General features: G+C 71.6%; 12 protein-coding genes and 1 pseudogene. 11 read left to right on the top strand and 2 right to left on the bottom strand.

Going from position 1 to position 13,190, the window contains the following annotated elements; all coding sequences use genetic code 11:
* The first annotated feature begins 105 nt into the window (after positions 1–105).
* The 11 genes and pseudogenes from C4V41_RS27445 (at position 106) to C4V41_RS64380 (ending at position 10,219) form a co-directional block, all read left to right on the top strand.
* On the top strand, positions 106–987 hold the full coding sequence (locus C4V41_RS27445) for a transketolase (protein ID WP_103958864.1): 882 nt from the start codon (positions 106–108) through the stop codon (positions 985–987).
* Entirely contained in the window at positions 984–1,943 is a 960-nt protein-coding gene (locus C4V41_RS27440) for a transketolase family protein (protein ID WP_103958800.1), read from the top strand. Before C4V41_RS27445 ends, C4V41_RS27440 begins: the two co-directional genes overlap by 4 nt.
* A complete protein-coding gene (locus C4V41_RS27435) occupies positions 1,936–3,405 on the top strand; it encodes an FGGY family carbohydrate kinase (protein WP_103958799.1) in 1,470 nt (489 codons plus the stop codon). The genes C4V41_RS27440 and C4V41_RS27435 overlap by 8 nt, the downstream gene beginning before the upstream one ends.
* Positions 3,402–4,025 (top strand): DUF2291 family protein, encoded by a 624-nt coding sequence (locus C4V41_RS27430; RefSeq protein ID WP_103958798.1) that lies wholly within the window; start codon positions 3,402–3,404, stop codon positions 4,023–4,025. Before C4V41_RS27435 ends, C4V41_RS27430 begins: the two co-directional genes overlap by 4 nt.
* The gene (locus tag C4V41_RS27425) at positions 4,022–5,551 is read left to right on the top strand and encodes a sugar ABC transporter ATP-binding protein (protein ID WP_103958797.1); all 1,530 of its coding nucleotides are present in this window, start codon (positions 4,022–4,024) and stop codon (positions 5,549–5,551) included. The genes C4V41_RS27430 and C4V41_RS27425 overlap by 4 nt, the downstream gene beginning before the upstream one ends.
* Positions 5,548–6,639 carry an ABC transporter permease gene (locus C4V41_RS27420; protein WP_103958796.1) on the top strand — a complete coding sequence of 364 codons (1,092 nt, stop codon included), beginning with the start codon at positions 5,548–5,550 and terminating at the stop codon, positions 6,637–6,639. Before C4V41_RS27425 ends, C4V41_RS27420 begins: the two co-directional genes overlap by 4 nt.
* Before the next feature lie 16 nt (positions 6,640–6,655).
* Complete coding sequence (locus C4V41_RS27415; protein WP_103958795.1) at positions 6,656–7,654, top strand: D-ribose ABC transporter substrate-binding protein; 999 nt, start codon at positions 6,656–6,658, stop codon at positions 7,652–7,654.
* 114 nt (positions 7,655–7,768) lie between these two features.
* Positions 7,769–8,743 (top strand): sugar-binding transcriptional regulator, encoded by a 975-nt coding sequence (locus C4V41_RS27410; RefSeq protein ID WP_235030407.1) that lies wholly within the window; start codon positions 7,769–7,771, stop codon positions 8,741–8,743.
* A 46-nt stretch (positions 8,744–8,789) separates the two neighbouring features.
* Complete coding sequence (locus tag C4V41_RS27405) at positions 8,790–9,761, top strand: sugar-binding transcriptional regulator (protein WP_235030406.1); 972 nt, start codon at positions 8,790–8,792, stop codon at positions 9,759–9,761.
* A gap of 82 nt (positions 9,762–9,843) precedes the next feature.
* Positions 9,844–9,996: pseudogene (locus C4V41_RS65395) on the top strand (sigma factor); the annotation flags it as partial.
* Between the two features lie 22 nt (positions 9,997–10,018).
* A complete protein-coding gene (locus C4V41_RS64380) occupies positions 10,019–10,219 on the top strand; it encodes a hypothetical protein (RefSeq protein WP_235030416.1) in 201 nt (66 codons plus the stop codon).
* Between the two features lies 1 nt (position 10,220).
* On the opposite strand, the gene C4V41_RS27395 is transcribed toward C4V41_RS64380, so the two are convergent.
* Together C4V41_RS27395 and groL are read right to left on the bottom strand one after the other, a co-directional pair.
* Entirely contained in the window at positions 10,221–11,477 is a 1,257-nt protein-coding gene (locus tag C4V41_RS27395) for an Nramp family divalent metal transporter (RefSeq protein ID WP_235030405.1), read from the bottom strand.
* 10 nt (positions 11,478–11,487) lie between these two features.
* A complete protein-coding gene (groL, locus tag C4V41_RS27390) occupies positions 11,488–13,179 on the bottom strand; it encodes a chaperonin GroEL (protein WP_103958793.1) in 1,692 nt (563 codons plus the stop codon).
* Positions 13,180–13,190: the final 11 nt, after the last annotated feature.

Below are 13,190 nucleotides of genomic sequence, written 5' to 3'. Positions count from 1 at the left end.
CAACCGTCAAGAAGTCCCCTCATTGACATCGATCCGGTGGCGGTCGTAGCGTCTCAAGTATGCCTAGTCGCTATGGAATAGATATTCAGCTCACGGGTGGTGCCGATGCTCTCCGCTGACCCGGTGCGGGCGGCCGCCTACCGCAAGACGGTCGAGCGCCTCCGAGCGGCCGATGAGGACGCCGTCGGGGCGGAGCTGGACCGGCTGGCCACCGACGTGCGCCGGAACATCGTCCGGACCATCGACCGGGCCGGCATGGGACACATCGGCGGCGATCTGTCGGTGACCGACATCCTGGTGTCCTGTTTCTACGGAGCGTTGTCCGTCGACCCCGAGCGCCCGCAGTGGACCGGGCGCGACCGGTTCGTGCTGAGCAAGGGCCACTGCGCCGCCGCGCTCTACTCCACGCTGGCCCAGTGCGGCTTCTTCGCCACGGCGGAGCTGGACACCTTCATGGCACCGCTGTCGGCGTTGAACGGCCATCCCAACCGGCTCAAGGTGCCCGGGGTGGAGACCAACACCGGCGCGCTCGGGCACGGGCTGCCGGTGGCCACCGGCTGTGCGCTGGCGGCCAAGATCGACGGCGTGAGCTGGCGTACCTTCGTCGTCCTGGGGGACGGTGAGCTGCAGGAAGGCAGCAACTGGGAGGCCGCGATGGCCGCCTCCCACTACGGCCTGTCGTCGCTGACGGCGATCGTCGATCGCAACCGGCTGCAGCAGGGCGCCAGGACGGAGGAGACCAACGCCCTCGGCGCGCTGGAGGACAAGTGGCGCAGCTTCGGCTGGGAGGTGCGCGAGGTCGACGGGCACGACCACCTCGCGCTGCTGCGGGCGATGAACGGCCCGCGCACCGGCCGGCCGGTCGCCGTCATCGCGAACACGATCAAGGGGAAGGGCGTGTCGTTCATGGAGGACAGGGTGGAGTGGCACCACAAGGTGCCCACCCCCGAGCAGGTCGACGCGGCGCTGGCGGAGCTGGCCCGATGACCCTCACCGAGCCGGAGCAGCAGGCCGTCTTCGACTGCCGCCAGGACTTCGCCGCCGAGCTGCTCGCCCTGGCCGAGGCCGACGAGCGGATCGTGGCGGTGTGCAACGACTCCGTGGGCTCCAGCAACCTGGTCGGCTTCCGCCAGCGCTTCCCCGACCGGCTGATCAACGTCGGCATCGCCGAGCAGGACCTCGTGGGCGTGGCCGCCGGGCTGGCGAACGCGGGCAAGATCCCGTTCGTGTGCGCGGCGGCGCCGTTCCTGACCGGCCGCGCCCTGGAGCAGATCAAGGCCGACGTCGCCTACAGCGAGGCGCACGTGGTGCTCTGCGGGCAGAGCCCCGGCATGGCCTACGGCGAGCTGGGGCCGACCCACCACTCGATCGAGGACCTGTCCTGGATGCGCGCGGTCGCGAACCTCGACATCATCATCCCGGCCGACCCGGTCCAGACCCGGGCCGCCGTCCGCTGGGCGGCCGCCTCGCAGCGGCCCTCCTACCTGCGCATCCCGCGTTTCAAGGTGCCGGTCGTCACCCCCGGCGACGCGCCGTTCGAACCGCGCCGCGCCGTGCTCCTCCAGGACGGCGGCGACGCCACCGTCATCGCGATCGGCTCGCTGACCTCCCGCGCCCTGGAGGCGGCGGCCCGGCTGCGCGGCGAGGGCATCTCCGTACGCGTGCTCAACATGCCCTTCCTCGACCCCCTCGACGAGGACGCCATCGTCGCGGCGGCCCGCGAGACCGGCCGGATCGTCACCGCCGAGGAGGCCACCATCAGCGGCGGCCTGGGCGCGGCCGTGTCGGCCGCCGTCGTCACCCACCACCCCGTCCCGATGCGCATCCTCGGCATCCCCCGCGTGTTCGCCCCCACCGGCGACACCGCCTTCCTGCTCGACCACTTCGGGCTGTCCGCCGACGGCATCGTCGCCGCCGTGAAGGACCTGCTGCGCCATGGCTAGCCCGCTCATCCTGGCCGTCGACCAGGGCACAGGCTCCACCAAGGCGCTGCTCGTCGACGCCGGGGGGCGGGTCGTGGCGCGCGCCGCCGTCCCCGTCGCGGAGACGCAGCCGCGTCCCGGCTGGGTGGAGCAGTCGGCGGAAGAGCTGTGGCAGAGCGTGCGCCGCGCGGTCGCCGGCTGCGTCGCCCCCGAGCACGCCGCCCACGTCGCCGGCGTCGGCTTCAGCACCCAGCGCGAGTCGCTCGTCCTGTGGGAGCGCCGCACCGGCGAACCGGCCGGGCCGCTGATCAGCTGGCAGGACCAGCGCACCACCGCGCAGTGCCACGAACTGGCCGCCACCGGGGCCGCCGAGCTGGTCAGGTCGGTCAGCGGTATGCCGCTGGACCCGATGTTCTCCGCGCTCAAGGCCCGCTGGCTGCTCGACACCCACGACCCGGACCGTCGGCGCAGCCGGGCGGGGGAGCTGTGCCTGGGCACCGTCGACTCCTGGCTGCTCAGCCGGCTCGGTGGCCGGCACGTCATCGAGGCCGGGAACGCCTCCCGCACCCAGCTCCTCGACCTCGGGACGGGCGACTGGGACCCTCGCCTGCTCGACCTGTTCGCGGTGCCGGCCGAAGTGCTGCCCGAGGTGGTGTCCTCCCGCGGGCCCTTCCCCGCGGTCAGGGGGCTGGCGCCGCTGCCCGACGGGGTTCCGGTGCTGGCCGTCATGGGCGACTCGCACGCCGCCATGTTCGCGCACGCCGGCTGGCGGCCCGGCGTCGTCAAGGCCACGTACGGCACCGGCTCGTCGGTGATGGCCATCGGCGGCCCCCCTGACGCGCCCGGCCTGTGCCGCAGCATCGCCTGGGACCTCGGAGCCGGCCCCGTCCACGCCGTCGAGGGCAACATCCGCGCGACCGGGCGGACCGTGAGCTGGCTGGCCGAGCTGTTCGACGTACCCGCCGACGTGCTGCTGGCCGAAGCCACAGACCCGGGCGACGTGCACTTCGTGCCCGCCTTCGGCGGTCTCGGCGCCCCCTGGTGGGACCCGGACGCGAGCCCGGTCATCACCGGGCTGACGCTCGGCACCCGCAGGGGCCAGCTCGTCGCCGCCGCCCTGGAGGCGGTCGCCTTCCAGGTCGAGGACGTGGTGGCCGCCGTCGATCAGGCCGTCGGTGACGTACGCGTGCTCATGGCCGACGGCGGCCTCACCCGCAGCGCCCCGCTGATGCGGCTCCAGGCCGACCTCAGCGGCCGGGCCGTCGCCCGGTCCGGTGAGCACGACCTGTCCGCGCTCGGGGCGGCCGACGCCGCCGGGCTCGCGGCCAAGCTCTGGACCCTTGAGCGACTGGAGGCGCGGCACCGGCCCGCCGACACGTTCGAGCCGTCCATCGACGCGGCCGAGCGCGCCCGCAGGAAGGCCGCCTGGCACGCGGCCGTCCGCCGAGCCCGGCGGCCCCCGCAGGAAGGAAGCAGGACATGACCACAAAGGCGCCGCCGGCCCGCTGGATCGCCGCCGCGGCCGTCGCCGTACTGATCGTGCTCATGGCGGTCAGCACCGAATACCGGACGGCGGAGACCGCGGCGGCCACGGCGCGGAAGAAGTTCGACCCGGCCGCCTTCGGCGCCCAGAACTACCAGGCCAAGGTCGTGCCCGCCATCGAGCGGGCCGCCGTCGACCTGCCGACCCTGATCGAGGCCATCACCGACGACAAGGAAGCGGCGGGCGAGAAGTACGGCAAGCGCCAGGGCACCGGCCCCTACACCTTCGCCGTCAAGGGAACCGGCAAGGCCGGAGAGGCCAGGTCGGGGCTGCTCCCCGTCACGGTCAAGGGCCTGGCCGGCACCAGGGTTTCGCTGCAGATCGGCCCCGCCATCAACGGCACCGCACTGCGCGACGCCTCAGGGTTCATCACGTTCGGCCAGTTCACCAACCAGGTGGAGTACGCCGACGCGGCCACCGCCCTGAACAACGAGATGCGCGCCAAGCTCCTCAAGAGCCTCGACGCCGCGGCGCTGGACGGCAAGGACGTCTCCTTCGTGGGCGCGTTCACCCTGCTCACCCCGCAGACCGTGACGATCACCCCGGTGGCGATCTCATGACCGCGCCGGTGCTGAGAGCCTGCGACGTCACCAAGGTGTACGGCGGCACCCACGCGCTGAAAGGCGTGGACTTCGCGGTCGCGCCCGGCCGCGTCACGGCCCTGTTCGGGGAGAACGGCGCCGGCAAGTCGACGCTGATGAAGATCCTGGCCGGGATCGAGCAGCCGACCACCGGCGACGTCGAGCTCGACGGCCGGCCCGTGCGGCTGCGGTCTTCCCGCCACGCCGCCGACCAGGGCATCGCCATCATCCACCAGGAGCTGAGCCTGTGCCCGAACCTCAGCATCCAGGACAACCTGTTCCTGGCCCGCGAGGTGCGCACCGGGCTGGGCGCGGTCGACCGCAAGGAGCAGCGCCGGGCCACGCAGGCCGTGCTCGACCGGCTGGAGGAGCACGCCGACCCCGACGGGCTGGTCGGCGACCTCCGGCTGGGCCAGCAGCAGCTCGTGGAGATCGCCCGCGCCCTGCTCCAGGAGGCCCGCGTCCTGATCATGGACGAGCCGACCTCCGCGCTGACCGCGCCCGAGGTCGAGGTGCTGTTCCGGGTGATCAGGGAGCTGACCGCCGCGGGCGTGGCCGTCGTCTACATCTCCCATCACCTGGACGAGGCCCTCGACATCGCCGATGACGTCGTGGTGCTGCGCGACGGCGCGCTCGTCGCCACCGCGCGGGCCGGCGAGGTGGACATCCGCTGGATCGTCGAGCAGATGGTCGGCCGCGACCAGGACACCCTCTTCCCCGACCGTGAACCCGTGCTGGGCGAGGAGGCGCTGACCGTGCGCGACCTCAGGGTCGCCGACCCGGCCATCCCCGACCGGCTCGCCGTGGACGGGCTGTCGCTCGCCGTGCGCGCGGGTGAGATCGTCGGCGTCTACGGCCTCATGGGCGCGGGCCGCACCGAGTTGCTGGAAGCGCTCGCCGGCCGGCTCCGGCCGGTGTCCGGGCAGGTCCTGCTGGACGGGACACCGCTGGCCGAGCCCGGCATCCGGGCGCGCATCGAGCGGGGCGTGGTGCTGGTGCCCGAGGACCGTCAGCGCGACGGCCTCGTCCAGACCATGTCCGTCGGGCAGAACCTGTCGCTGGCCGCGCTGGGCACGTTCGTCCGCGGCCTGTTCGTCTCCGAGCCGCGTGAGCGCGCCGCCGTCGCCCGCGCCATCACCGACGTCACCGTCAAGACCAGCGGCGCCCAGGCGCCCATCGGCTCGCTCAGCGGCGGCAACCAGCAGAAGGTCATCATCGGCAAGGCCCTGCTGACCGGGCCGCGCGTGCTCCTCCTGGACGAGCCGTCCCGCGGCGTCGACGTCGGCGCCAAGGCCGACATCTTCGAACTGATGGCCGGCCAGGCGCGGCGCGGCCTGGCCGTGCTGTTCACCACATCCGACGCCGAAGAGGCCCTGCACATCCCCGACCGGCTGCTCGTGCTCGCCCGCGGCGCCCTCGTCGGCGAGTTCCGGCGCGGCGAGCTCACCCGGGAGGAACTGATGCGCGTGTCCGACGGCGGAACCCCGAAGGACGGTGCGGCATGACGGCCACCACCAAGACCCCCGCCGCCGTCCCGGCCGAGCGCTCGGCCGCCCGGGCGCGCCGCCTGTCGCTGCTGAACGTGGCCTTCGAGCTGCGCGCCTTCATCGCGCTCGCGGTGCTCATCGTGATCTTCGGCCTGCTCTCGGACTCCTTCCTGACCGTGCCGAACCTCATCACGATGACCAAGCACGTCGCCATCAACGCCGTGATCGCGCTCGGCATGCTGCTGGTCATCCTCAAGGGCGGCATCGACCTGTCGGTCGGCTCCATCGTCGGCCTGTCCGGCGTGGTCGCCGGCGAACTGCTGGGCGGCCTGCACGTCGGCGGTGTGATCGCCTATCCGCCCGTGTGGGTGGTGATCGTCCTGTGCGTGACGGTCGGCATGGCGGTCGGCGCGGTCAACGGGCTGCTGGTCACGCGCTTCAACGTGGCGCCGTTCATCGCCACCCTCGGCATGCTGTACGTCGCCAGAGGCGCGGCCATGCTCATCTCCGACGGCGCCACCTACCCCAACCTGGGCGGCGACCCGGCACTCGGCAACACCGGCTTCGGCCTGCTCGGCAGCGGCCGGCCACTCGGCCTGCCCACGTCCATCTGGATCATGATCGCGCTCGCGGTGCTGGCCACGCTGCTGCTGGCCAAGTCGCCGTTCGGCCGCTGGCTGTACGCCACCGGCGGCAACGAGCGGGCCGCCGACCTGTCCGGCGTGCCGATCCGGCGGGTCAAGACCATCGTGTACGTGATCTCCGGCGCCTGCGCCGCCGTGGCCGGGCTCATCATCGCCTCGGAACTGACCTCGGCCGCCCCGCAGGCGGGGGAGACGTACGAGCTGAACGCCATCGCCGCCGTCGTCATCGGCGGCGCCGCGCTGAGCGGGGGGCGCGGAACCGTGCGCGGCACCCTGGTCGGCGCGTTCGTCATCGGCTTCCTCGCCGACGGCCTGGTGATCCTGGGTGTGTCGACGTTCTGGCAGATCCTCATCAAGGGTGCGGTGATCATTCTCGCCGTCATGCTCGACCAGGGTCAGCAGCGATTCAAGCGACGGGGAGCCGCCGCGGCGGCCGTCGCCGCCAGCAAAGAGCACCACTGAACCACAAGGAGACCAGATGCCCCCCTACCGTCGCCTGCTCACCCTGGCGTTCTCTCTAGTCATCGGCTCGACCGCGCTGACCGCGTGCGGCGGCGGTGGTGAGCAGCCCGCCACCAGCGCCTCCGCGAGCGGCGGCACCAGTGCCGCCGCCGGTGGCCTGATCGCGATCATCACCCCGTCGCACGACAACCCGTTCTTCAAGGCCGAGGCCGACGCGGCGAAGGCCAAGGCCGAGTCGCTCGGCTACCAGACCTCCGTGGCCTCCCACGACGACGACCCCAACAAGCAGAGCGAGCTGATCGACGCGGCCATCTCCCGCCAGGCAAAGGCGATCATCCTGGACAACGCCGGCGCCGACGCCTCCATCGGCCCGGTGCGCAAGGCCACCGAGGGCGGTGTCCCGGTCTTCCTGATCGACCGGGAGATCAACGCCACCGGCGTCGCCAAGGCGCAGATCGTCTCCAACAACTCCCAGGGCGCCCAGCTCGTCGCGCAGTCGTTCGTGGAGAAGATGAAGAGCAAGGGCAACTACGTCGAGCTGGTCGGCAAGGAGTCCGACACCAACGCCAGCGTGCGCTCCAAGGGCTTCGCGGACGTGATCTCCCAGTATCCGGACATGAAGCAGGTCGCCAAGGAGAGCGCCAACTGGGACCAGCAGGAGGCGTTCACCAAGATGGAGACCATCATCCAGAAGAGCCGCGACATCCAGGGCGTCATCGCCGGCAACGACACCATGGCGCTCGGCGCGGTCGCGGCGCTGAAGGCCGCGGGCCTGCTGGACAAGGTCACGGTCGTCGGCTTCGACGGCAGCCCCGACGCGATCGCCGCCGTCAAGGCCGGCCAGATGCACGCCACCGCCCTGCAGCCCGCCGCGCTCGGCGCCACCAGCGCCGTGGAGCAGGCCGACCAGTTCATCAAGACCGGCAAGACCGGAAAAGAGGAGAAGCAGTCCATCGACTGCGAGCTGGTCACGGCCGACAACGCCGACGAGTTCGGGGTGTTCGCCAGGAAATAGCCACCGGATGTCCCCTCGGATGTCACGGCCCTGGCATGGCGCCCAATAAGCTGAATCGGTTATCCAAGCGTGAATAGAAAATCAGCTTCGGCGTCGAATGAAAGGTGGTGCGCGGTGGCCCCTAACCTGGGCGGGAGGCGCGATACGACCAAGGACCATCTGCGGCTCCTGGCCAGAGTGGCCCGCATGTACCACGAGCAGGACATGCGCCAACCCGAGATCGCCGCCGCGCTCAACATCTCCCAGCCCCGCGTGTCCCGCCTGCTCAAGGAGGCGGTCACGCGCGGCATGGTCCGTACGGTGGTCACCCTGCCGGACGGCGTGCACACCGAGCTGGAGGAGGAGCTGCAGCGCCGCTACGGGCTGCGCGACGCCGTGGTCGTGGACGTCGAGGAGTTCCAGGACGACGTCATCCCGCCGCTCGCCTCGGCCGCGGCCAGCTACCTCAGCGTCACCTTCACCGGTGGCGACGTGATCGGCATCTCCTCGTGGAGCGAGACGCTGCTGGCCACGGTCGAGCGCATGCCGCAGAAGAACGCCCAGGTCGCCGACCGGGTCATCCAGCTCGTCGGTGGCGTCGGCAGCCCCGAGGCCCAGGTGCACGCCACCCGGCTGATCGCCCGGCTGGCCAACCTGACCTACGCCAAGCCCGTCTTCGTGCCCCTTCCCGGCGTGGTCGCGACCACGGCGATCCGCGACGCGCTGCTGCAGGACCCCAGCGTGATCGACGTACAGACGCAGTGGAACGACCTGACCGTCGTGCTGGTCGGCATCGGCAGCCTCGACCCGTCGCCGCTGCTGCTGAGCAGCGGCAACGCGGTCGGCCAGGCCGACCAGGAGGAGCTGCGCGGCCGCGGCGCGGTCGGCGACGTGTGCCTGCACTTCTTCGACGGCGCGGGCAAGCCCATCGACTCGGGCTTCGAGCAGCGCGTCATCGGCATCGACGCGCCCACCTTCCGCTCCGTCGGCCGGCGGGTCGGCGTGGCGGGCGGCCTGCGCAAGCTGTCCGCGATCAAGGCCGCCATCGAGGGCGGCTGGATCAACATCCTCATCACCGACCTGCGGGTGGCCCGCCACCTCTGCCAGTAGACTGAATGAACAACGATGCTGGAATAGATATCAGGGCGGTGTCACGGTGGCGGGCTTAGGGCTCGAAAGCGACGTGTCCACCGGGCATCTGCGGCTGCTGGTCAGGGTCGCCCGCATGTATCACGAACAGGGCATCCGCCAGCCCGCCATCGCCGCCGAGCTGAACATCTCCCAGCCCCGCGTGTCACGGCTGCTGCGCGAGGCGGTCAGGCGCGGCATCGTGCGGACCGTGGTCGTCCTGCCCAAGAGCGTGCACACCGAGCTCGAAGACAGGCTCAGGCAACGGTACGGCCTGCGCGACGTCGTGGTGGTGGACATCCCCGAGTCCACCCACGACGTCCTGCCCGCCCTCGCCTCGGCCGCCGCCGACTACTTCGACGCCACGTTCGCGGGCGGCGACGTGGTCGGCATCTCCTCGTGGAGCGAGACGCTGCTGGCCACGGTCGAGCGCATGCAGCCCAAGACCAGCCAGGTCGCCGACCGGGTCATCCAGCTCGTCGGCGGCGTCGGCAGCCCCGAGGCCCAGGTGCACGCCACCCGGCTGGTCGGCCGGCTGGCCGATCTCACCCGTGCCCGCCCGATCTTCGTCCCGTCTCCGGGGGTCGTCGGCAACGCCACCATCCGCGACGCCCTGCTCCAGGACAGCGCCATCCGCGACGTCATGGCGCAGTGGAACGATCTCACCGTCGTCCTGATCGGCATCGGCAGCCTCGAACCCTCGCCGCTGCTGCTCAGCAGCGGCAACGCGGTCGGCCAGGCCGACCAGGAGGAGCTGCGCGCCCTCGGCGCCGTCGGCGACGTGTGCCTGCACTTCTTCGACACCGCCGGACGGCTCATCGACTCGGGCTTCGGCCAGCGGGTCGTCGGCATCGACGCGGACACCTTCCGCGCCGTCGGCCGCCGGGTGGGCGTGGCGGGCGGCCTGCGCAAGCTGTCCGCCATCAGGGCCGCCGTCGAGGGCGGCTGGGTCAACATCCTCATCACGGACCTGAAGGTCGCCCAGCGCCTGGGGGAGTGATTTGAAATGGCGCGGCGCCCGCCGGGCATAGACGGGTGACCGACGACCCCGCCCTCCAGGAGGCCGACCATGGGAACCGCCCGTGGACGATGACCGCGTCACCCGTTTCGAAGAGGTGTACCGCCAGGCCTACGAACAGATCCTCGGCTACGCCATCCGCCGCTGCGAGCGCCCCGAGGACGCGTCGGACGTGGTGGCGGAGACGTTCGCCATCGCCTGGCGCCGCATCGACGACGTGCCGCCCGGCGAGGAGGCCGTTGACCGTCACCTACAGCCGCGTCCAGGTGAGCGCGGCCGGCGGTCCCGGGGGGACGATGAGCTCGCTGTCCTTCGAGCCGGTCCCCGAGACCGAGGTCGGCCGGGACTGGCAGGTCTGGGACGCCAAGCCCGTCAAGGAGGGCCACGTCCGCCTGCTGGTCACCCCGGACCGGCTCCCCAAGAACCCCCTCTACAACTGACTCAGGCGACGAACGTGACGTAGAGCAGGTACACGTTCAGAATGATGATCATGGCGGCGATGCAGCCGGCCGCCGCGTTCGTGAGCCGGTTGTTGACGAACGAGCCCATGATGTCGGCGCGGCGGGTCAGCATCAGCAGCGGCACCAGCGCGAACGGGATGCCGAACGACAGCACCACCTGCGACACCACCAGGCTGTCGGTGGCCGGCAGGCCCAGCCCGAGCACCACCAGCGCCGGCAGCATCGTGAGCCCCCGCCGCAGGAACAGCGGGATCCGGAACCGGATGAAGCCCTGCATGACCACCTGGCCCGCGTACGTGCCCACGCTCGACGACGACAGCCCCGAGGCGAGCAGCGCCACCGCGAACGCCAGGGCCGCCCCGCCGCCGACGAGCCGCCCGAGCCCCTCGTGCGCGGCCTCGATCGAGTCGACGCCGGCGTTGCCGGTGCCGTTGAACAGCGACGCGGCGATCACCAGCATCGACAGGTTGATCACCCCGGCCGCGCCGAGCCCGACCACCACGTCGAGCCGCTGGAAGCGCAGCAGCTCACGGCGTTCGTCGTCGTCGCGGCAGGCCACCCGCGCCTTCGTCAGCGCCGAGTGCAGGTAGACGACGTGCGGCATGACGGTCGCGCCGATGATGCCCGCCACGAGCAGCAGGCTGTCGTCGCCCGCGAGGCGCGGGACCAGCCCGCCGGCGACGCCGGCCGGGTCGGCCCCCACGACGACCAGGTCGTAGAGGAAGCCGAGGAACACGATGAGGAGCAGCCCGGCGATGGCCAGCTCGAAGCGCCGGTAGCCGCGCTGCTCCAGGGCCAGGATCGCGAACGCGACGACGGCCGTGATCAGCCCGGCCGTGAACAGCGGCACCCGGAACAGCAGGTTCAGCCCGACGGCCGCGCCCACGAACTCGGCCAGGTCCGTCGCCATCGCGATGATCTCGGCCTGCACCCACAGCCCGCGCGACACCGGGCGCGGCAGGTGCTCGCGGCACAGCTCCGGCAGGTCGCGCCCGGTGGCCACGCCGGCCTTCGCCGACAGGTACTGGACCAGCATGGCCATCAGGTTGGCGACCACGATCACCCAGACCAGGGTGTAGCCGAACTTCGCGCCGGCGGTGAAGTTGGTGGCGAAGTTCCCCGGGTCGATGTACGCCACCGCCGCCACGAACGCGGGCCCCATCAGCGCCACGGGGCCGCGTACCCGCCCGCGTGAGCGCAGCCCGCGCAGAGCGTTGTGCCGGGAGGTGAGGGTCACGGGGGAACCCTCACCCCACCGACGGCCCGAGCCCGAGCGACTGCGGCGTGCTCGAGTCCGGCGACGGCTGGTTGAGGCCCTCGTCGAGCGGCCCGAACTCGGTCATGAGCGCCCGGCTGCCGCCCCACGGCGGCTGCTCCTCGGCGACCAGCGTGTTCGTCGTGAGCAGCAGGCCGGCCACCGAGGCGCCGTTCTCCAGGGCCGAGCGGGCGACCCGCAGCGGGTCGACGATGCCCATCTCGATCATGTCGCCGAAACGCTCCCGCAGCGCGTCGAACCCCTCGCCGGGGCCCATCCGCGCGGTCCTCACGATCACCTCGGGGCCGGAGAACCCGGCGTTGGCGGCGATCAGGTACGCGGGCTCGGTCAGGGCCCGGCGCACGATCTCCACGCCGGTGGCGTAGTCGTCCTTGACCTCCAGGTCGTCCAGCGCACTCGCGGCGTGCAGCAGCGCGGCGCCGCCACCGGCCACGATGCCCTCGGCCATGGCCGCCCGGGTGGCCGACAGCGCGTCCTCGACCCGGTGCTGGAGCTCCTTCAGCTCGGCGTTGGTGGGCGCGCCCACCTTGATGACGGCGACCTTGCCCGACAGGGCGCCGATCCGCTCGGTGAGCACGTCCTCGTCCACGCCGAAGGTGGCCCGCCCCAGCTCCGCGCGCAACTGGGTGAGCCGGAACTCGACCGCCTCGGCCGTGCCGCCGCCGCCGATGAGCGCGGTCCTGTCCGCGGTGACCCGCACCTGGGCCGCGGTGCCGAGCTGGTCGACGGTCATCGTCTCCAGGGTGAATCCGGAGTGCCTGCTGTAGACGGCGCCGCCGGTGATCGCGGCGATGTCCTCCAGCTTGTGCAGCCGCCGGTCACCGAACCCCGGCGCCCGGACGGCGACACACTGGAAGATCCCGTTGACGTGGTTGTGCACCAGCATGCCCAGCGCCGTGCCCTCGACCGCCTCGGCGATGATGACCAGCGGCCGCGGTGCCCGCATGATCTTGTCGAGCAGCGGCATGAGCTGCTGCACCTTCGTGATCTTCTCACTGCACAGCAGCAGGTATGGCTCCGCGACGACCGCCTCCAGGCTGGCCGGGCTCGTCACCATGTACGGCGACAGGTAGCCGTTGTCGAACTCGAACCCCTCGACGAACTCCACGCTCATCCCGTGCTCCGCCGACTCCTCGACGGTCACGACGCCGCCGTCGCCGACGGTGCTCAGCGCCCTGGCGATCACCGCGCCGACCGTGTCGTCGTCGTTGGCCGAGATCGCGGCCACCCGCGCCAGGTCCCGCTCGGTGCTCACCGGCCGGGCGACCTCGCCGAGCCGCTCGACCAGCCGGCCGACGGCCAGGTCGACGCCCCGCTTGACGAGCACGGGGTTCGCGCCGGCGTCGATCGCCGTCATGCCCTCCCTGACGATGGCGTGCGCGATGACGGTCGCCGTCGTCGTGCCGTCGCCGACGATGTCGTTGGTCTTGATGGCCGCTTCCTTGACCAGTTGGGCGCCCATGTTCTCGAACTGGTCCTTGAGGTGGATCTCCCGCGCGATCGTCACGCCGTCGTTGGTGACGACCGGCGAGCCGGTGAGCTTCTCCAGGATGACGTTGCGGCCCTTGGGCCCGAGCGTCGACTTCACCGCCTCGGCGAGCTGGTCGACCCCGCTCAGCAGCAGGGTGCGCGCTTCCGGGCCGAAACGCAGTTCCTTGGCCATCGATACTCCAA

This window comes from Nonomuraea solani, assembly GCF_900108335.1.
In the GTDB taxonomy this organism is placed as follows: domain Bacteria; phylum Actinomycetota; class Actinomycetes; order Streptosporangiales; family Streptosporangiaceae; genus Nonomuraea; species Nonomuraea solani.
The sequence above is the reverse complement of the archived record's forward strand: the minus strand, read 5'-3'. Positions and strand labels throughout refer to the sequence as shown.